This is a genomic window from Clostridium niameyense (assembly GCF_001243045.1).
Classification (GTDB): Bacteria; Bacillota; Clostridia; order Clostridiales; family Clostridiaceae; genus Clostridium_F; species Clostridium_F niameyense.
On sequence record NZ_LN849007.1, the window covers coordinates 1,150,564 to 1,170,369 of the forward strand.

Annotated in this window: 17 protein-coding genes; 13 read left to right on the forward strand and 4 right to left on the reverse strand. The window is 25.7% G+C overall.

Going from position 1 to position 19,806, the window contains the following annotated elements:
• Nucleotides 1-829: 829 nt before the first annotated feature.
• From BN1711_RS06500 to splB, 4 genes are all read left to right on the forward strand, one after another.
• The gene (locus BN1711_RS06500; protein ID WP_050607359.1) at nt 830-1,459 is read left to right on the forward strand and encodes an L-2-amino-thiazoline-4-carboxylic acid hydrolase; all 630 of its coding nucleotides are present in this window, start codon (nt 830-832) and stop codon (nt 1,457-1,459) included.
• Nucleotides 1,460-1,696: 237 nt separating this feature from the next.
• A complete protein-coding gene (locus BN1711_RS06505) occupies nt 1,697-2,608 on the forward strand; it encodes a DUF2156 domain-containing protein (RefSeq protein ID WP_050607360.1) in 912 nt (303 codons plus the stop codon).
• A 26-nt stretch (nt 2,609-2,634) separates the two neighbouring features.
• The gene (locus BN1711_RS06510; RefSeq protein ID WP_050607361.1) at nt 2,635-3,177 is read left to right on the forward strand and encodes a GNAT family N-acetyltransferase; all 543 of its coding nucleotides are present in this window, start codon (nt 2,635-2,637) and stop codon (nt 3,175-3,177) included.
• A gap of 65 nt (nt 3,178-3,242) precedes the next feature.
• On the forward strand, nt 3,243-4,265 hold the full coding sequence (gene splB / locus BN1711_RS06515; protein ID WP_050607362.1) for a spore photoproduct lyase: 1,023 nt from the start codon (nt 3,243-3,245) through the stop codon (nt 4,263-4,265).
• Between the two features lie 174 nt (nt 4,266-4,439).
• Here splB and BN1711_RS06520 read toward each other — a convergent pair whose 3' ends face one another.
• Complete coding sequence (locus BN1711_RS06520; protein WP_050607363.1) at nt 4,440-5,090, reverse strand: superoxide dismutase; 651 nt, start codon at nt 5,088-5,090, stop codon at nt 4,440-4,442.
• Between the two features lie 280 nt (nt 5,091-5,370).
• On the opposite strand from BN1711_RS06520, the gene BN1711_RS06525 reads away from it, so the two are divergent.
• The 6 genes from BN1711_RS06525 (at nt 5,371) to BN1711_RS06550 (ending at nt 11,428) form a co-directional block, all read left to right on the forward strand.
• Complete coding sequence (locus BN1711_RS06525; RefSeq protein ID WP_050607364.1) at nt 5,371-6,150, forward strand: threonine/serine exporter family protein; 780 nt, start codon at nt 5,371-5,373, stop codon at nt 6,148-6,150.
• Complete coding sequence (locus BN1711_RS06530; protein WP_050607365.1) at nt 6,150-6,620, forward strand: threonine/serine exporter family protein; 471 nt, start codon at nt 6,150-6,152, stop codon at nt 6,618-6,620. The genes BN1711_RS06525 and BN1711_RS06530 overlap by 1 nt, the downstream gene beginning before the upstream one ends.
• Nucleotides 6,621-6,848: 228 nt before the next feature.
• Nucleotides 6,849-7,520 carry a response regulator transcription factor gene (locus tag BN1711_RS06535; protein ID WP_050607366.1) on the forward strand — a complete coding sequence of 224 codons (672 nt, stop codon included), beginning with the start codon at nt 6,849-6,851 and terminating at the stop codon, nt 7,518-7,520.
• Complete coding sequence (locus BN1711_RS06540; RefSeq protein ID WP_050607367.1) at nt 7,517-8,527, forward strand: sensor histidine kinase; 1,011 nt, start codon at nt 7,517-7,519, stop codon at nt 8,525-8,527. The genes BN1711_RS06535 and BN1711_RS06540 overlap by 4 nt, the downstream gene beginning before the upstream one ends.
• A 164-nt stretch (nt 8,528-8,691) precedes the next feature.
• Nucleotides 8,692-9,459 carry an ABC transporter ATP-binding protein gene (locus tag BN1711_RS06545; RefSeq protein ID WP_050607368.1) on the forward strand — a complete coding sequence of 256 codons (768 nt, stop codon included), beginning with the start codon at nt 8,692-8,694 and terminating at the stop codon, nt 9,457-9,459.
• On the forward strand, nt 9,449-11,428 hold the full coding sequence (locus tag BN1711_RS06550) for an ABC transporter permease (protein ID WP_050607369.1): 1,980 nt from the start codon (nt 9,449-9,451) through the stop codon (nt 11,426-11,428). The genes BN1711_RS06545 and BN1711_RS06550 overlap by 11 nt, the downstream gene beginning before the upstream one ends.
• 118 nt (nt 11,429-11,546) lie before the next feature.
• On the opposite strand, the gene BN1711_RS06555 is transcribed toward BN1711_RS06550, so the two are convergent.
• Nucleotides 11,547-13,334 carry an aminopeptidase P family N-terminal domain-containing protein gene (locus tag BN1711_RS06555; protein ID WP_050607370.1) on the reverse strand — a complete coding sequence of 596 codons (1,788 nt, stop codon included), beginning with the start codon at nt 13,332-13,334 and terminating at the stop codon, nt 11,547-11,549.
• A 236-nt stretch (nt 13,335-13,570) separates the two neighbouring features.
• A complete protein-coding gene (locus BN1711_RS06560; protein WP_050607371.1) occupies nt 13,571-14,824 on the reverse strand; it encodes a pyridoxal phosphate-dependent decarboxylase family protein in 1,254 nt (417 codons plus the stop codon).
• A 224-nt stretch (nt 14,825-15,048) separates the two neighbouring features.
• Here BN1711_RS06560 and BN1711_RS06565 point away from each other — a divergent pair, with 224 nt between their 5' ends.
• From BN1711_RS06565 to BN1711_RS06575, 3 genes are all read left to right on the forward strand, one after another.
• The gene (locus BN1711_RS06565) at nt 15,049-16,092 is read left to right on the forward strand and encodes a DEAD/DEAH box helicase family protein (RefSeq protein ID WP_082174073.1); all 1,044 of its coding nucleotides are present in this window, start codon (nt 15,049-15,051) and stop codon (nt 16,090-16,092) included.
• A gap of 365 nt (nt 16,093-16,457) precedes the next feature.
• Nucleotides 16,458-17,399, forward strand: a complete 942-nt coding sequence (locus tag BN1711_RS06570; protein ID WP_050607372.1) for a Hachiman antiphage defense system protein HamA — start codon at nt 16,458-16,460, stop codon at nt 17,397-17,399.
• Entirely contained in the window at nt 17,380-19,452 is a 2,073-nt protein-coding gene (locus tag BN1711_RS06575) for a DEAD/DEAH box helicase (RefSeq protein WP_050607373.1), read from the forward strand. Before BN1711_RS06570 ends, BN1711_RS06575 begins: the two co-directional genes overlap by 20 nt.
• A gap of 63 nt (nt 19,453-19,515) precedes the next feature.
• Here BN1711_RS06575 and BN1711_RS06580 read toward each other — a convergent pair whose 3' ends face one another.
• A complete protein-coding gene (locus BN1711_RS06580; protein WP_050607374.1) occupies nt 19,516-19,731 on the reverse strand; it encodes a helix-turn-helix transcriptional regulator in 216 nt (71 codons plus the stop codon).
• Nucleotides 19,732-19,806 lie beyond the last annotated feature (75 nt).

Below are 19,806 nucleotides of genomic sequence, written 5' to 3' on the forward strand. Positions count from 1 at the left end.
CAAATTTCAATTTACAGTTAGATAATAAAATTAGTAATTTCACAATTAGTTATATTAAGAGAGGTATCAAAAATAAAATATATAGGGGATTCTCATTTGTAGAATGAGCGATTTAAAGTAAGATAACTAAAGATAATTCACAATGAAAAATGTCATATAGCTGTAGAAGACAAAATTATTATATATAATATATTAAAAGATAATAAAGAGAGATTTATTATGCTTATAGGTCCGGTGTGTTTAGGAGCAAAACAGTTAGAAAGGAATTATTTGGAAAATAGAGGATATTCTATACTTGGGATAAATAACTATGTATGAAGAGTTAAAATATTTTTATGAAAATCCATGTGTGGAAAATAATATAGAATTTCAAGAAATTATTTTTCAACAACTAAATATAGATTAAATGCATCAATGTTATCTAGATTTTGTAGTCCATCACATTTATTATGACAAAATAAAAAAATAACAGGACTTTCAGTCAGCGAAATATTAAAAGCCATTGTGTATGTTATTTATAATTTGAAATTAAAAGTTACATTTACAGCGAGTTTTTGAAAAATTATATGCTTTTACCCCATATAAAAACTGGAGATGTGCATATATATGTACTTGAAGAAATGGCAAAATTATATCAAAAACATGGATTTGTTTGGAATGTTTTTAAAAACTAGGAAGTATGCGTTTTATTTGTTCTGGAAGAAAATTGAATAATCAGTAGTACTAATCAACATCTTTTACGTTTTTTATTATATATACTTGACAAAACAAGTATATAAATTATAATAAATGGTACTGATAATTAATTTCAATTAAAGGGGATGTGGAAATGAATTATACCAATTCTTGCAGAATTTATTGGCATATATTTAAAGGAATTTTAAAAAAAGAGATTTCTAAAAGATATAGTAAAGAATATACAAATAATTTATTAAAGAAATCCAAAAAAGAATATAAAGAAATTATTTTAAGAACTCCTCATATTGGTGGAAAGGATAATAAATTAGTTAATAACATTTATATGGGAGGAGTTTTTATAGCATGTTATAAATCCTGTAATAATAAAATTTCATCTAATGAAATGGGAGAAATTATTTCAGATGGTTTAATAAATTCTAAAATTGTAAAATTAGTATGTAAAAATAGAAGTTTCACTACTGATAAGTATAAAAAATGGGTAAAAGATGTGGCAAAATGGTCTCAAGATAATGCTAAGAAATACCCAATGAATTGGGTAATGAAAGAAGACAATAAAAAGCATAGAGAAGGAACTTATTTTGAATTTACTCGTTGTGCACTTTGTGAATTATGTAAAAGGGAGAATTGCTTAGAAATTGCGCCAGAGCTTTGTAAAACAGATTTTATTACCGCAAAATTTAGCAAGTCAGATTTAATTAGAAATTCGACTTTAGCTAATGGGGATTCCTGTTGTGATTTTTGGTTTGTAGAAAAAATTTAAACATAAAGACGTAATAAAGAATTGTTTTTTATTATAATATTAAATTAACAAAAAGGATTAATAAATCTTTAGAAAATAAGTAGTAAATTTACTACTTATTTTTATTTATAAATAAAAGTATATTATATAAAATTAATAATTTGCAAACATTAATAAATACTATATGAATTTAAGTGGAAATAAAGTATAATGGTAATCAACTAACATTGATTATTGCTTACTAAAGAGGTGTATTAAATGAAATTTGAAAAACTTACTTTAAAAGATAAAGAATTATTTGATAGATATGTTTACCCATATAAGTTTTTAAGTTGTGAATATGCTTTTACAACTTTATATATTTGGAAAGATGCTTGCGATGTTCAGTATACTATATATAAGAATGCTTTAATAATAAAAAAGCAAGACTTTGAAGGAAATTATTATTTTATGAATCCCTTAGGATATAGGGACGAGGATTTAAAAGAAATATTAACTAAGTTAATTAAATACAAAGAAGAGAATAATATGAAGTATATATTTAAGGATTTAGATGAAAAATTTGCAATGAAAATACAGAATTTCGCAAAGGAGTATGAAGCAAAGGTCTGTATTAAAGAAGATAGAAACAATTTTGATTATTTATATGAGGCAGAAAAACTATCTAAACTTTCTGGGAAAAAGCTTCATAGTAAGAAAAATTTTTATAATTCTTTTGTCAAAACCTATAATTATGAAGTAAAACAAATTAATAATGAAACTGTTAAAAAGGATATAATAGAAATATCAAAAAAATGGTATGAAGAAAATAATAATTCTAATAAGTATTTATATTATGAAATGAAGGCTATTGAAGATATCTTAAATAATTTTGAATTATTAGATTTAAGAGCTATAGTAGTTTATGTAGATAATAAAGTAGTAGCATTTAGCATAGGACAAAAATTAAATAAAGATTTGGCAGTAATTCATATAGAAAAAGGAGATATTAATTATAAAGGTGTATATAGTTTTATTAATAAAACTTTTATAGACATGTGTTTTAATGATGTGAAAATAATAAATAGAGAACAAGATTTAGGAATTGATGGACTTAGAAAATCTAAGTTGTCTTATCAACCATTTAAATTGGAAAAGAAATTTATTTTTAATTGCCTACAGCATGTATAAATGATCTATTAAGGGGATGAACATATATGAAAAAATTATTAGAAGGTAAAACTATAAGATTAACTGCCCTAGAAAGCCAAGATATTGAGGAGTTTACTAAATGGTATAATAATACAGAATTTATGAGATATTATGATGTAATAAGCGCAGTACCTAAAAGTAGTAGGGAAGTTTTAGAAATAATAGAAGAATCACAAAAATCTAATGATAAATATATTTTTGCTATTCGTACTATTGAGGGTAATAAATTTATAGGAATTACAGGTTTTGAAAATATACTTTGGAATAATAGAAATGCTTTAATATATATAGGCATAGGCGATAAAAATTATATAGGGCAAGGTATAGGACAAGAGGCTTTAAATTTAACTATGGAATTTGGGTTTGAAGAATTTAACTTCAATAGAATATACTTAAATGTATTAGAATATAACGATAGAGCTATAAGTTTATATGAGAAAATAGGATTTATAAAAGAGGGAATACAAAGGGAATTTATAATAAGAGATGGTAGAACCTATGATATGTATTTGTATGGTATATTACAAAAAGAATGGAGAAGTAAATAATATAATAATAAACTAACTTTCTACTAAAAATATATTAAGAATATTTAAAAGAAAGTTGGTATGCTATGTTTAGTCCTAGATTAATTTTATTTGAAAAAGGTGCCTTAGATTATGAGATGGGAAAAGATATATATAATAAATTTAAAGATGATTCTAATGTTGAAATTATAAAATTATCATCAAATAAAATCATATCTTCTATACCAGGTGAGGGAATGTATGAAAAGTATAGGTCAGGTAAAAAAACATTAGTTGTAGGAGTAAAGAAGAGTATGAAATTTCAAAGCTGTAAGCCATCAGCTCATTATCAATTACCCTTAGTTAGTGGATGCATGGGACAATGTGAATATTGTTATTTAAATACACAATTAGGAAATAAACCTTTTGTAAGAATTTATACAAACATTGATGAAATATTATATCAGGCTGATAAATATATAAAAGAAAGAAGTCCAGATATAACTATATTTGAAGGTGCAGCAACTTCAGATCCAATTCCGGTAGAACCATATACTAATTCATTAAAAAGATGTATAGAATATTTTGCAGAAAAAGAACTTGCCAGATTTAGATTTGTTACAAAATATAATGATATAGATAGTCTGCTAAAAGTTAATCATAATGGTCATACAGAAATTAGATTTAGTTTGAATACAAATAGAATAATAAAAGAGTATGAACATTTTACAGCTTCTATTTATAAACGTATAGAAGCAGCTGCAAAACTTGCTTCATATGGATATCCTATAGGATTTATAATAGCTCCTGTATTTTTATATGAAAATTGGAAAGAAGGGTATAAAGATCTTATAGATATATTATATAAAACATTACCAAAAGATTTGAATGTTCCTATAGGATTTGAAGTAATATCCCATAGGTTTACTACTAAAGCTAAAAATACCATACTTGAAATATTCCCACAAACCACTTTACCTATGAAAGAGGAAGATAGAAAATTTAAATATGGACAATTTGGATATGGAAAGTATATATATACTAAAGAGCAATTACAAGAAATTAAAGATTTCTTTAAAGAAGAATTAATTAGTAAATTTAAAGAAGCACAAATTAAATATATAATTTAATAAAGAAGACTTAAATTATAATTTGATAAGTACTTTTTCATTAAGATCTTTGTTTAAAAGAAATAGAAATATATAAGATAAAAAATAAAGAGCTATATTATATAGAAGGTTAATTTTCTATATAATAATAGCTCTTTTCTTTTTTATTTACTTTAAAATAATTACTTAAATAATCTATATGTTATCGTAATAGTGTTCACATTTTGACCAGTTAATTATTTTAAAGAAATTAGTTATATATTCAGGTCTTCTATTTTGATATTGAAGATAATAAGCGTGTTCCCAAACGTCCATTGTAAGAATAGGAATTTTACCTTCAGATATTGGGGAGTCTTGATTACTAGTAGAAACTACTGAAAGTTTTCCATTAGCATCACTTATAAGCCAAGCATAACCAGACCCAAAAGTATTTATACCAGTTTGAGTAAAGGTATCAGTAAAAGTTTGAAAAGAACCAAAATCTCTTGTAATAGCTTTTGCTAGACTACTATTTTCATTTAAAGCTTTAGTACCTAATACGCTCCAATAAAATTCGTGGTTAAATACTCCACCACCATTATTTATAACATCTTTTTTTATATCTTCAGGTATTGAGTTTAAATCGGATAAAATTTCATAAACGCCCTTTTTAAAGAGTTCAGGGTGTTTTGAAATAGCAGTATTTAGTTTATCTACATAAGCCTGTTGATGTTTATCATGATGTATTGTTACTATTTCTTTATCTATAGAAGGAGATAAATGATCGTATCCATAAGGTAATGGAGTTAAGACAAATGCAGTTCTAGAATCACAACAGTTGTTATTTTCTGAAAAATTTAAATCCATAATTCAATCCTCCAATTTAATTATTAATATGTCATATATAAATTTAATATGTGCATTTAAGTAGAAATTTATAATTAAAAATAAATAGTAGTATAAAATACAAAATAGTTATATAATTATATATGGGTTTTATAAGCTATATGTTGATATAACTATTATAGGATATATTGGAATTTTAACTAAAATAAATAAAAACTCAATAAAGGACAAGCTAATCAAAGATTTTATTTTACATAATAAGACAAATAACAAAATATATAAATATATAAAACAATTTTTAATGGAGAGGTTATTTATGACAGTAATAGAATATGATATGTTTCAAGAATATGTATTAGAAATTGGTCGTCGCATGGTGATGTGTGGTACTGAGGTTCGTCGTGTAGAAGATACTATTATTCGTATATGTAGAGCATATGGTATTAAAGTGTGTGAAATACATGCTACTATAACTTTAATTGTTATGACAATAAAGGATAGTAAAGGAAGACATTACACTCAATCCGTTAGAATTAAGTCAACAGCAACAGATTTAGGACAATTAGAAGCATTAAATGCTATGGCAAGAGAAATTTGTAGCACTGTACCACCAATTTCTGAAATAAAATCTGCATTAGATAATAATAAATTAAGAACTGACAGTGATATTGCAAAATTCGTTGGATATATGTGTGCTGCAGGTGGATTCGCAGTGTTTTTTGGTGGAACATGGAAAGATGGAATAGTTTCTTCCATAATTGCCACTGCCATATTTTTTATGGATAAGTTTTCAAAAATTAGAAAATTAAATAAGGTGATATATACAGTAATTTCATGTTTTATATCAGGATGTTTAGCAGAATTATCTAATTATATGAATCTTTGTATTAAATTGGATAAAGTTATGATTGGTGACATAATGATTTTTATACCAGCTTTAATTTTGGTAAACGGTATAAGAGAAATGTTTTATCAAGATATAATATCAGGATTATATAGACTAATTGAAGCACTTATGATTGCTATAGCAATTGCAGTAGGATTTGGAAGCTCAATGATATTATTGGGAGGTGTTTCTTAATGGGAAAGGATATAATTCAAGTATTAATGGCGGGGATTGGTACTCTTGGATTTGCCTTGTTTTTTTCTGTAAATAAAAAACATATAGTGGCGGCAACTATGGGAGGAACGCTTTCTTGGGCAATTTATCTTATTATTTATGCTTTAACAGGAAGTTTATTTATTGGTAATATGATTGCAGCTATGTTCGTTTGTATATGGTCTGAATTAATGGCAAGAACACTGAAAGCTCCTACAAATATTTTTATGATACCAGGAATTATTCCACTTCTTCCAGGAGGAGCACTTTATTACACTATGGATGCAATGTTACAAAGAAATAAAAACTTGTTTATGCAAAAGGGTATAGATACTGTAATAGTAGCAATAGGAATAGCAGCAGGTATCGTTGCAGCTTCTGTTATATTTATATATTTCTTTATGATACTTAGAAAATGCAAAGAATATCGAAAATCAAAATTAAGTAATTAGTAATACCTTCAAGTATAAATCTTATAGGACTTTAAAATGTACATATGTAGCGAAATTATAAATTAAAATCGTAATATAAAAATTAATAAATGTAGAATAACTTTAAAGAACTGTATTATATAAAAAGTTTATTTTTGGATATAATGCAGTTCTTTATTTTGCTATATGTTATAATTATTTTAACTATAAAGTTTATATTATAAATTTAAAATAGGAGAAATGGGTTAAATGTACAATATTATTATAATAGAAGATGACAAGAATATAAGAGATGAGCTTAAAGTATTTTTAACTAGATATGGTTATAATATAGAAGCTCCAGAAAAATTTGAAAATATAATTGAGTATATAAAAGAGAAACCAAGAGATTTAATATTACTAGATATAAATTTGCCAGTTTTTGATGGATACTATATATGTAGAGAAATTAGAAAAACCTTAGATATACCTATAATTGTGGTTACTAGTAGGGATAGCGATATGGATGAAATTATGAGTATGAATTTAGGGGCAGATGATTTTATAACTAAACCTTATAATACAGAAATACTTTTAGCTCGTATTGCATCTATTTTAAGAAGAACTTATGGAAAAGCAACTCCACAAGATATTTTAAATTACAAGGGATTAAAGCTTAATTTATCAAATGGAAGTATAAGTTATAAGGAGAACAATTTAGATTTAACTAAAAATGAAATTAAGATATTGTCATGTCTAATGAAAAATAGAGGAAATATAGTATCTAGGGATGTTTTGATGGATTATTTATGGAATTCAAATCTTTTTATAGATGATAATACCCTTTCTGTAAATGTCACAAGACTTAGAAAAAAACTTGAGGATATAGGACTTAAGGATGTAATAGAAACTAGAAGGGGATTAGGGTATATAATTCAATGAGAGTAATTGATTATTTGAAAGAAAGAAGTCTTTATTTAGGTATTAATTTAATTTTATTCATTATTATAGCATTAATAATGAAATTATTGAATTTTGGCACAGCTATAATTTTTTTAGTGTTTTGTATATGGTTTTTTCCTCTTATAACTTACATAATTTTAGAGTTAATTAAAAGTAAATTGTATTATGATGATTTAACATCTGTTATAGAAAATTTAGATAAGAAGTATTTATTACCAGAAGTTATAAAAAAGCCTAAAAATATAGAACAAAGAGTTATTTATAATGTATTAAGAGAAGCTAATAAAGATATGCATGAAAAGGTAAATAAATATAGAGATATGCAAGTAGAGTATAGGGAGTATATAGAAACTTGGGTTCATGAAATAAAAACCCCTATAGCATCTACAAGATTAATGATAGCCAATAATCAAAATAAAGTAACAGAAAATATAGAATATGAAATAAAAAAAATAGAAAGTTTTATAGACCAGGTATTATATTATGCAAGAAGCACTGAGGTTAGTAAAGATTATTTAGTTAAAGAATTTAAATTAAAAACCGTTATAGAAAATACCATAAAACGTAATTCTAAGGATTTTATAAATAAAAGAATAGCTTTAAATATAGAAAATGTAGATATAAATGTATTTAGTGATGCTAAATGGGTAGAGTTTATATTAAATCAGATTATAGGTAATGCTCTTAAATATTCTAAACCTAGAGAAGGTAAAGTTAATATTTATGCTACTAAAAATAAAAATAGTATAACTTTAACTATTGAAGATAATGGTGTGGGTATACCTACACAAGATATTGGAAGAATATTTGAAAAAGGTTTTACAGGTGAAAATGGGAGAAAGTTTGGAAAATCTACAGGTATAGGACTTTATATTTGCAAAAAATTATGCACAAAATTAGGGTTAGGATTGGAGATTACATCTGAAAAATTTAAAGGAACAAGAGTTTTAATTATATTTCCTTTGGGTGAGCTTACTAAATTTTAGTTTATTTCCGTAATAATGAGTAAAGATAAAAGCCACAAGTTTGTGGCTTTTTTATTTAATTTCTAACCTTACAAAAATGTAAGTTAGATGAAAGGTATTTAAATATGTGTTTATTAAAATTCAATATATAATACACACATAAGATAATTTTAGGAGGAAAACATATGGAGAGAATATTAAGTGTAGAAAAAATTGAAAAGTATTATGGAAGTAAAGATAATATAACAAAAGCAATTGATAATATTAGCTTTAATGTTACTAAGGGAGAGTTTGTTGGCATAATGGGACCTTCAGGAAGTGGTAAAACTACATTACTTAATTGTATTTCAACTATAGATAATGTAACTACTGGACGTATAATAATAAATGGTCATAATATTACAAAACTAAAATCTAAAAATTTAGAGAAGTTTAGAAGGGATGAATTAGGTTTTATATTTCAAGATTTTAATCTATTAGATACCCTAACAGCTTATGAAAATATAGCATTATCTTTAACTATACAGGGTAGAAGATCTAGTGAAATAGATAGTTTAATAAAAGATACAGCATTAAATCTTGGTATTGAGAAAATCTTAAATAAATATCCATATCAAATGTCAGGTGGACAAAAACAAAGGGTAGCATCAGCAAGAGCTATAGTTACTAATCCTTCATTAATATTAGCAGATGAGCCTACAGGAGCTTTGGATTCCAAATCTTCTAGACTACTTCTAGATTCTTTTGAAAAATTAAATGATGCTTTAAAAGCTACTATATTAATGGTAACCCATGATGCCTTTACAGCAAGCTATGCTCATAGAATCCTATTTATAAAGGATGGTAGGATATTTAATGAATTAGTAAGAGGAAATGATTCAAGAAAAGAGTTTTTTAATAAGATTATTGAAGTTGTAACACTTCTAGGAGGTGATTCTGGCGATGTATTCTAAAATAGCCTCAAGAAATGTAAAGAGAAGTTTTAAAGATTATGCTATATACTTTTTAACATTAACTTTTGCAGTATGCATATTTTATACTTTTAATTCTATAGGTGCACAGCAAGCAATGTTAAAGTTAAATAAAAATCAAGCTCAGTATGTAAAAGTCATGGAAAATGCTATGGGCTATATTTCAATTTTTGTATCAGTAATATTAGGTGGATTAATTATATATGCTAATAATTTCTTAGTGAAAAGAAGAAAAAAAGAATTAGGTATATATATGGTTTTAGGAATGGGAAAAAATAAGATATCTAAAATATTATTTTTAGAAACTTTTTTAATAGGAATTGTATCTTTAATTGCAGGATTGGTATTAGGTATTACATTATCTCAAGGATTATCTGTATTTACGGCTAAGTTATTTCAAGTTGGGATGAGTGAATATAAATTTTTAGTATCTCCTTTAGCAATTCAAAAAAGCATTTTATATTTTGGCATCATATTTCTACTGGTTATGATCTTTAATACAGTAATTATTTCGAAATACAAATTAATAGATCTTTTAAATGCAGCAAAAAAGAACGAAAAATTTAAGGTTAAAAATCCTATTTTTTCTGTCATGATATTTACCTTTGGAATTATATCCTTAATTGTAGCTTATTATCTTATTAATAAGTCAATGTTAGATCCCAAAGATAGTAGAACTTTAATATCAATATTATTAGGATGCTTAGGTACATTTTTCTTTTTCTTTGGATTTTCAGAGTTTATAATAAGTATGATTCAAAATAGCAAAAAATTATACTTTAAGAATTTAAATATATTTGTTACAAGACAAATAAGTAGTAAAATAAACACTAATTTTATATCTATGACAGTTATTTGTCTTATGTTGTTTTTAACAATTTCTATACTATCTACAGGTATAGGTTTTAAAAACGCTTTAGAGCAAAGTTTAAAAGAGACAACTCCTTTTGATGCTACTATAACTATACATGGAGTAAAAACTCCAAAGTCTGTTTTAGATAAACTAGATCTAAAGAGTACTAAAGATGAAAAGTATGCTTATTATACACAATATATGGTAGATTTTGATTATAAAAATACTTTATATGAATATACTGATTCAAATGTTAGAAAACAGTTTAATATGCTCCAATTTAATAAGATAAATGCTATAAAAATATCAGAATATAATAAATTAAGAGAATTAAACGGACAAAAACCTGTAGAATTAACAAAAGATGAAGTTTTAGTAACATCTAATTTTAAATCTTTAATTCCTGCAACTAAAAAATTACTAACAAGTAAAAAAACTCTAAGAATAGACAATAAAATATTTAATATAAAAAATAAAAAGTTAATAACAAATTCTACTGCTAATAGGGGTATAGCAGATAATATATTTACTATAGTAGTAAATGATAAATTTTTAGAAGGAAAAGAAGTTTTTGGAGCCTATATTAATATAAACTATATAGGACATAATAAAGAAAAATCTGAAAAGAAAGTTGCAAAGATTTTTTCAAATTTTAGAAAAGATAAAGAGTTAAAAGATATATCTTTTGATACTAAAAAAGAACTTTATGAAGAAAACAAGGGATCAACTACATTAATAATATATATTGCAATATATTTAGGAATTATATTCTTAATATCTAGTGCAGCAGTATTAGCACTTCAACAATTGTCAGAAGCAAGTGATAGTATAGAGAGATATAATATTCTAAAAAAAATAGGTACGCCTAAAAAAATGATTAATAAAGCTATACTTGTTCAAGTATTTATATACTTTTCTATACCTCTTGTATTAGCTGTAGTTCATTCTATAGTAGGTATGAACGTCATTAATAATTTTTTAGAAATGTATGGAACTAATATAGGCACAGGATCTTTAATAACATTATTTATATTATTTGTAGTATATGGTGGGTATTTTTGTGTTACCTATACAGGTTATAAAAATATAGTTAAATAATAACCTCAATATCCTTGTTAATTAGGTTATATAATTTAAATAGGCTTCCAATGTTTATTGAAAACATTGGGAGCCTATTTAGCGGTTTGCATAGAATTATTAATTTATATATACTTCATTAAATTGCTCTAGTATATTCTTTTAACCATTCTTTTTCATCTGCATTTAGGTATGGAGAAATTTTTTCATATACTTTTTCGTGGTATTCATTTAACCAGTTCTTTTCTTCTATAGTCATAATGTCAGGATTTATTGCATCTAAATCTATTGGCACAAAACTAATTGGTTCAAAGTACATGAATTGACCATATTCATTCTTTTCTCCTTCACATACAAGAAGTTCATTTTCGATACGGATTCCGTGTGATCCAGCTATATAAATTCCTGGCTCATCAGTTATAACCATACCTACTTCAAAAGGATGACATTCATTTGGGCGATATTGCCATCTGAATCCAGTTGGTGCTTCATGTATATTCATTAAGTATCCAACACCGTGGCCTGTACCATGATTAAAGTTTAAGTTTCTATTCCAGAATGGAGCACGTGCAAGGATGTCCAAATTCATACCAGTGCAACCATAAAGGAATCTTCCATGTGCAAGGTGCATATTACTGTTAACAGTTATAGTAAAGTGGTCTTTCATTATTTGTGGTACTTCTCCTAATGCATAAGTTCTTGTAATATCTGTAGAACCTTCATAGAAACCAGCACCTGTATCTGTTAAGAATAAAGAACCTTCTTTTAATTCTATATCTGTTTCAGGAGTTGGAGCATAGTGTACTATGGCAGCATGTTCTCCAAATGAAGAAATAGGTTCAAAGCTTGGACGAATAAATCCACCTTGTTCTGCACGGAATTCATCTAACTTATTAGAAGCACTTATTTCTGTAATAACTTCTTTACCTATGTTATGTTTAAGCCAATACATAAATTTAGTATGAGCTACACCATCTTTTATTTGAGCTTTTTTAATATTTTCAATTTCAATTGGATTTTTTATAGCTTTAAATAAAACAGATGGGTTTTGTTTTTCTATCTTTCTAACATTCTTTGGAATATTATTATATAATGCATAATTAACTCTGATTGGATCCACTAATACTACATCAGAAGCTTCAAATTTCTTAACTGCTTCGTATATTTCGTTATATGGATGTAATATTACGTTATTTTCATTAAGATTTGCTTTAATTTCATCATTTAATTTATTTTCATTAATGAATAGATGTACTTTATCCATTGTAATTATAGCATAGCTTAAAACTAGTGGGAAAAATTCAATATCATTTCCACGAATATTTAAAACCCATGCAATATCATCTAAAGATGTAATTACATGTACATTTGCACCTGCTTTTTTCATTTCTTCTCTAATACGTTTTAATTTAGAAGCAGTTGATTCTCCAGCGTATTTTACATCAAGATTAAAAGCTGGTTCTTCAGAAAGAGGTGGACGATCTTCCCAAATGTCATTAATTAAATCGCAGTCATAATTAATAATAGCGTCTTTATGTTCTAATATTTTTTCATAAGATTGTCCATCAACCATAGAAACAACTCTTCCATCAAATCCAAGGGTTCCCTTATTAGGAAGTGTTTTTTCGATATATTCTTCTATAGTTGGAACACCTGGTTCACCCATTTTAAATAAATCTATAGTAGTTCCTTGTAGTTGTTTTCCAGCTTGAAGAAAATATCTTCCATCTGTCCAAAGTCCTGCATGATTCTTAGTTATAACAGCAGTTCCTGCAGAACCGGAAAAACCAGTTATATACTTTCTAGCTTTGAAATGTTCTCCTACATACTCGCTTTGATGAAAATCAGCAGTAGGTACGATATACATATCAATATTTTTTTCTGCCATCAAGGTTCTTAATTTTGTAAGTCTTTCAGATATTTTCATTATATTGATCCCCCTTCAATTAGTATTCGTTTCCATAAAATTATAGCACAAAACCATAAGGAAAACTATACCAATGATTAAAATGCATTGAATAATTAGATTTATGTTAATATAAATTTGATTAAAATAATTAAGAAAAATTTATACTTTTAGAAATTTTTAAATTAATGATAAAACAAATCCCAGTAGTTATTTTAATAGCTACTAGGATTTTATGTAGTAATATAGTTATATAGTTATATATCACTTAAATAATTACTATTTGAATTTTTCAAATCACATACCAAAGAATGTAGTATATCTAAATCAACATGCTCCATAATAACAATCTTATACCATTTATTTGTATCGTTATGAACTTCTGGTACCAAGAAGTATTTTTCTGCTATTTCTTTATTAACATATTGTTCTTCTATAGTTACTATGTTCATATAGTCTTCTTTATAATATTTAATTCCAATATCATCTAATTGCTCACATAGCCACTTAGTTCTATTTCTTAGTTTGGTTATTTTTTCTTCCCAACCGTAAGGTCCATAGCTTGCAAGTAGCATCCATATAGCTACAGCATTAGCACCTGAACGACTACCGCTTATTGTAACATCTAAATTTTCTATATAAGTTGCTTCTTCTGTAAGGGTATTATGTATTAAATTTTTTCTACATACAAAAATTCCCGTACCATAAGGTGTCTGTAACATTTTGTGACCATCTAATGTGATAGAACTTACATTTTTATTAGAAAAATCTGCTTTACATTCTTTATTATCTATAGGATATATAAATCCACCAAAAGCCCCGTCAACATGAATTTTATATTCTAAATCATATTTATCAAAAATGCTAGCATATAAATCTGGATTATCTACTGAACCAAACATTGTTGTTCCCATATTAGATATTACTATAAAGTATTTCTTTCCCATTTTTTTAGCTTCTTTTACAATGCTATCTAAAGTATCTCTTTGGATTTTACGAGTATGAAAATCTATTGGAACTTTTATTATATCTATATTTAGTAAATCAGATCCCTTATAGGCAGAATAATGAGTGTCAGCAGATGTGATTATAGCTATCTCTTCATGTTTTGCTTTTTTTTCTTTTTTAAAGTAATTTCTATAAACCCACATAGCTTGTATATTAGCTTCTGTTCCTCCTTGAGCTATATATCCATCAAACTCTTCATCCTGTCCATTAAGAACATCTATGGCTAATAGTTGAATAAGTTCCCTTTCTATATCAAAGGTTCCTCCGAATAATATATCTGCTTTATCATATGTATGACATCCTATATGGTTTGGATTTTGTATAAATGTTCTTAGATAAGGTGAGTGTTTTATAAAACTATGATCATCATAAAAAACATTATCATCTAATTTTGTTCCTGGTATCCCTATAGTTTTAGTATCATCATAATTTAAAGTTCTCTCTAAAGATTTAGTTATTTTTTCATCCATTTCTTTTTGAGTGTATTTTCTCCAAAATTTCATTTGTTAAAGCCTCCCCTTATTAGTTTCGTTTAATACAACATTGATATTTTAAATTTAAAACTTTATAAAATAATAATAACATATAAAAACTAAATTTGTTAAATAGATTAAATTTGAAAATTGTTAAAGATAATTCAATGCAAAAAATTCCATTATAACAATAGTTTTTATTTATATAAGCTGCTAAAATTATATTAGAATATAATTTTAGGAGTTTAGTATTTATGGTTACAAATAATGAAGAAATGCTTTTAATTCCTTATAAGGAATTTGATACGTTACAAATTAAAAGTAAAGATATAGAAAATAATAAATTTTTAGTAGATAAAAGTCTTATAACTAATTCTGAAAGAGACAATCTTCTAACTGAATTAAAAAAGTGTTTAAGTGAATGTGATAAATTTTATTTTAGCGTAGCATTTATTAATTTCAGTGGTTTACAACTGTTATTGGATAGTTTTAAAGAGTTAGAGAAAAGAAATATAAAAGGAAGAATTATAACCTCTACATATTTAAATTTTACTGAACCTAAAGCTTTAAAAAGAATAAAAGAGTTTAACAATATAGACTTAAAAATTTTTATTGCCAATAAGGAGAAGGGCTTTCATACTAAGGCTTACATTTTTGAAAATAAAGATGAATATAAAATAATTATAGGATCTTCTAATATAACCCAACGTGCTTTAAAAAGTAATGTTGAGTGGAATGTTAAGGTAATATCTAAAAAAGAAAACAACTTTTCTTTTGAAGTTATTTATGAATATCTAAAGTTATGGGAAAATACCTCTTTTGTAGATGATGAGTTTTTAAATAATTATAATAATTTTATAAAGGAAATCAGAAAAACAGAAAAGAAGACTTTAGAATTTAAAAACTATGAAATAATAAGACCTAACTATATGCAAAGTAGAGCTATTAATAATTTAAAAAGACTTAGGTCCCTAGGGGAAGATAAAGCTTTAGTTATTGCAGCTACTGGTACAGGAAAAACCTATATGTCTGCTTTTGATGTTATGAGCTTTAGTCCTAAAAAAATGTTATTTTTAGTACATAGGGAAGATATTTTAAAAGGAGCTGAAAATACTTTCAAAAGACTTGTTAAAAATAAAGATAAAACCACAGGATTGTTAACAGGCAGTAAGAAGGAGGAAAATGTAGATTATTTATTTTCCACTATTCAATCTATGAACAATAATTTAGATAAATTTAATCCATATGAATTTGAATATATTATTATAGATGAGGCTGTTATACTAAGACTAAGTTAGTAAACCTTGAAAACATAAGGGTTTCACTGATTTAGTCTGTTTTTTATATATTAGCAAAATATAATGAAGTTAGGTGTGTAGTAGGAATACGTTGCAAAGATTGCTAATCATTAAATTTACTCACTTTGTAAACTTTTATAACTTTAACACAAATAGTTATGATTTTAGAAATAAATAGGCTGTTAATGATTTTATATGGTAGAGTGAGAATTTAATATTGATTGTGTGAATATGTCATTAAATGAAATAAAGATTATAAATTAGAATGTAGAATAAAGGAATATAAGGCTTTATGTAGAATGTAGAATAATATAATATTATAAATCTTTATAAAGTATATTAGTTTAAACTGGAAAGGATCAACAATGATTTCTACAAAAATGCAAACATTCAATGAATTTAAAGTATTTACATATAATGAACAAAGGACATTTTTACATATTGATTTAAATGATTCGTATAATTTCTATAAAGGGTTATTTGAATATTTTTTTGATGAAAGCAGATTGTTAAGATATGCTGAAAATAAAATGAATTTAAAATTTGAACCTACTATAAGGAATTATGTTACATTATTTAAACTCTTGAGATTATATATTGATGATTATAATATTGAAAGAATTCCATCAGAAATAGAAAGTGAAGTTATAAGAATTCTAAAGGAAGAATATGAAATTCATGATTCTGGTGATGGATACCTTAAAGTAAGATTGGATAAGATGGGAAAGATAGGTGAATACATATTCTGTAATTTATTATCAGAGTATTTTAAATTTGATTGCATAATTCCTAAAGTGATTTTAACTACAGATCCTAATATGAACGTTTATGGTATTGATACATTATTTTACTCTCGTGAAAACGACATGATTCTTTTAGGAGAATCAAAACTAAGTAAATCATTATCAAATGGAACTGGCTTAATTAATGAATCTTTAAAAACTTATGAGCAGCAGGTTAGAGATGAATTTGTATTAATGCTAAGTAATAGATTTTTAAAAAATAATATGGGTATATTTGGTGAAATCTATGCTGATACTATAGAATTGAGTCTTTCAGTTGAAGATTTTATTAAAAAAGCAGGTGTGAAAAATATTGGAATACCTATTTTTATAGCTCATGGTGAGGATAAAATACCTGATGATATATTTAAAAAACTAAGTAAGATAAAAAGAAAAAATATTTTAGGATTGAATACAAGTTATATAATTGTTTCTTTGCCAATTATAAATAAAAGTAAGATGATTGGAGTATTTACTCAAGCTATAGCGGAAAGGATGTCAGACTATGAAGCTAAATCAAAATAGTGTTGATCCACCAAAATTAAGAGAGTTTTATATACGATCATTATCTGAGTCATTAAATCCAACCCAAAAAGCAAGAGAACTTGCTGATAATTTATTTGCGTTAGATTTAACTGTTTATTCTAATGATTATACGTTGGATTCAATCATTTATTCTGCTTTTGCAAAATCACAGCTTGATGACGAAGTGTCCCTGCATCCAGAACAAATTGAAATTATTGAAAAAATAAAAGAAAATGATGCATTAATAGTTAGTGCACCAACAAGCTTTGGAAAAACGTTTTGTGTCTTTGAATATATAGCCCGTTATATTCCTAATAATATTGTTCTAATTGTTCCAACTTTAGCTTTAATAGAAGAATATATTAAAAAAATAATAAAAAAGTATCATAAATTGTTTTCAAAATATAAAATTCATACACACATTGATGAAGAAAAGAACTACGATTTTGAGAAAAAAAATATATTTGTTATCACTCACGACAGAGTTGTTCAAGAAAGCGCATATAAAATGATTGAGCAAATTGACTTTTTAGTTATTGATGAAGTATATAAACTTGAAAGTGATGAAAAAAATGATAGGGTTTTAGTCTTGAATATGGCATATTATCATTTAGCACAAAAAGCTAAAAAATATGTTTTATTGGCACCTTTCATTAAAGCGGTAGAAGATATAGAAAAACTAGACAAAAAGCCGGTTTTTTACAATACGTTATATTCTCCAGTTGTAAATGATGTTAAAACTATTAATATATTAAGACATGAAGACAGATATATGGAGTGTCAACGTTTATTAAAAGAAGTTATAAAAGATCAAAAGACATTAATTTATTTTCCTACTGTAACAGGAATATATAAATACGTAAATGAATTTGTTTCTAAAGAACCTATTATTAATGATATTGATGAATATGTAAAATATTTTTTAGAGTGGGCAAGAGATGAAATTCATGAGGATTGGTGTGTTATAAAGGCAATGGAGAGAGGCTATCTTATACACAATGGGCAGATACCAATTGGTACAAGAATGTTTCAATTAGATTTCTATGAAAGTAGCTCAAATTTCAACAGATTGTTATGTACATCAACTTTGCTGGAGGGGGTAAATACTACAGCTGAAAGTATAATAATTACAAAACCATCTAGAATGTCGAATAGAAATGATAATAATGCAGATTTTTCAGCTTTCGATTTCTATAATTTGGTTGGCAGAACAGGAAGACTTAATAAACACTTTGTAGGAACTGCATACTATTTAAAAGCACCAACTGATCCAGAATATAATAAGATTGATGCAATAAAAAGTATAAAGTTTGAGCTTACAGATGAAAGTAAAGATATAGACATTCAAAAAGGCAATATAAGTGAACATCCGGATGTAATCGTTTTTCTTGAAGAATTGGGAATTACTATAGATGACTATCTTGCCAATATAGGAAGTAAGCATAGGTTTGAAACTGTGAAATCAATTTATTACAGATATAAAGAAAAAAAGTATGAAATTTCACAAGAGTTATTAGTATTTTTAAACAATAAAAGACATGGTAGATTAAATCTAATTAAGCATTTGTATTATGTTGCTGAGGGAAAGAATGATAAATATAGAGCAAATATTATAAATAGTCTTTTAAATAGAAGTAGACCTAAAATTAAAACAATAGTTGACAAGACTAAAATATACTTTAAAAGTAAAGATATAAATAATATAATATCAACTACAATAAATATGAAAATGAGTTATATTGAACATAATTTTTATACAAAAGTGATATTAATTAAATATTTTATGGAACTAGAAGTAAGTAATAAGTCTACAATAGATGTTTTAAATAATAAAGTAATTAATACAATTGAATATCTTTATTTTTCAACTTCAAAACAAAAGAAAATGTTACTTGATTTAGGTGTGTATGAAAGAGACGTTGAATATATAATTAAAATTATAGGAGATGATTTTGAAGATACATTTGAACTTAAGAAAAGATTGCAGAAAAATTATGATATGCTTAAAGGAATTGGATTTGTATCCAAATATGTAATTAAGAATGTTTTATGATATTTAAAATAAGTTTATAAAAAGGCTATAAAATATGTTTAAAAATTCATAGCCTTTTTATAACTAGATTTTTTCTCCATCATCAAACATAAAAAATCCTTCAAATTTGCAGCTAAGTGCTGTAGCAATTTCAATTAATTCCTGCTCTGAAAAGTTATCACGATTCAATTTATTAGTTAAATTTTGACGGGAAGTACCAACCATATTAGCTAAGTCTGATATGGTTATTTTTTTTCGCCTTAATAGTATTCTAATTTTTTCACCCATAGTTAAGGACATAAATATTCACACCTCTATATATTATATATATAAATATACACTAAAAAATTTACAATAGCAACTTTATTAAATTTA

Bases quoted from the DNA above. Each gene is read 5' to 3' on its own strand.
- BN1711_RS06500 (WP_050607359.1), top strand. From the start codon at position 830: ATGAATTATACCAATTCTTGCAGAATTTATTGGCATATATTTAAAGGA.
- BN1711_RS06505 (WP_050607360.1), top strand. From the start codon at position 1,697: ATGAAATTTGAAAAACTTACTTTAAAAGATAAAGAATTATTTGATAGA.
- BN1711_RS06510 (WP_050607361.1), top strand. From the start codon at position 2,635: ATGAAAAAATTATTAGAAGGTAAAACTATAAGATTAACTGCCCTAGAA.
- splB (WP_050607362.1), top strand. From the start codon at position 3,243: ATGTTTAGTCCTAGATTAATTTTATTTGAAAAAGGTGCCTTAGATTAT.
- BN1711_RS06520 (WP_050607363.1), bottom strand. From the start codon at position 5,090: ATGGATTTAAATTTTTCAGAAAATAACAACTGTTGTGATTCTAGAACT.
- BN1711_RS06525 (WP_050607364.1), top strand. From the start codon at position 5,371: ATGGAGAGGTTATTTATGACAGTAATAGAATATGATATGTTTCAAGAA.
- BN1711_RS06530 (WP_050607365.1), top strand. From the start codon at position 6,150: ATGGGAAAGGATATAATTCAAGTATTAATGGCGGGGATTGGTACTCTT.
- BN1711_RS06535 (WP_050607366.1), top strand. From the start codon at position 6,849: ATGTACAATATTATTATAATAGAAGATGACAAGAATATAAGAGATGAG.
- BN1711_RS06540 (WP_050607367.1), top strand. From the start codon at position 7,517: ATGAGAGTAATTGATTATTTGAAAGAAAGAAGTCTTTATTTAGGTATT.
- BN1711_RS06545 (WP_050607368.1), top strand. From the start codon at position 8,692: ATGGAGAGAATATTAAGTGTAGAAAAAATTGAAAAGTATTATGGAAGT.
- BN1711_RS06550 (WP_050607369.1), top strand. From the start codon at position 9,449: ATGTATTCTAAAATAGCCTCAAGAAATGTAAAGAGAAGTTTTAAAGAT.
- BN1711_RS06555 (WP_050607370.1), bottom strand. From the start codon at position 13,334: ATGAAAATATCTGAAAGACTTACAAAATTAAGAACCTTGATGGCAGAA.
- BN1711_RS06560 (WP_050607371.1), bottom strand. From the start codon at position 14,824: ATGAAATTTTGGAGAAAATACACTCAAAAAGAAATGGATGAAAAAATA.
- BN1711_RS06565 (WP_082174073.1), top strand. From the start codon at position 15,049: ATGGTTACAAATAATGAAGAAATGCTTTTAATTCCTTATAAGGAATTT.
- BN1711_RS06570 (WP_050607372.1), top strand. From the start codon at position 16,458: ATGATTTCTACAAAAATGCAAACATTCAATGAATTTAAAGTATTTACA.
- BN1711_RS06575 (WP_050607373.1), top strand. From the start codon at position 17,380: ATGAAGCTAAATCAAAATAGTGTTGATCCACCAAAATTAAGAGAGTTT.
- BN1711_RS06580 (WP_050607374.1), bottom strand. From the start codon at position 19,731: ATGTCCTTAACTATGGGTGAAAAAATTAGAATACTATTAAGGCGAAAA.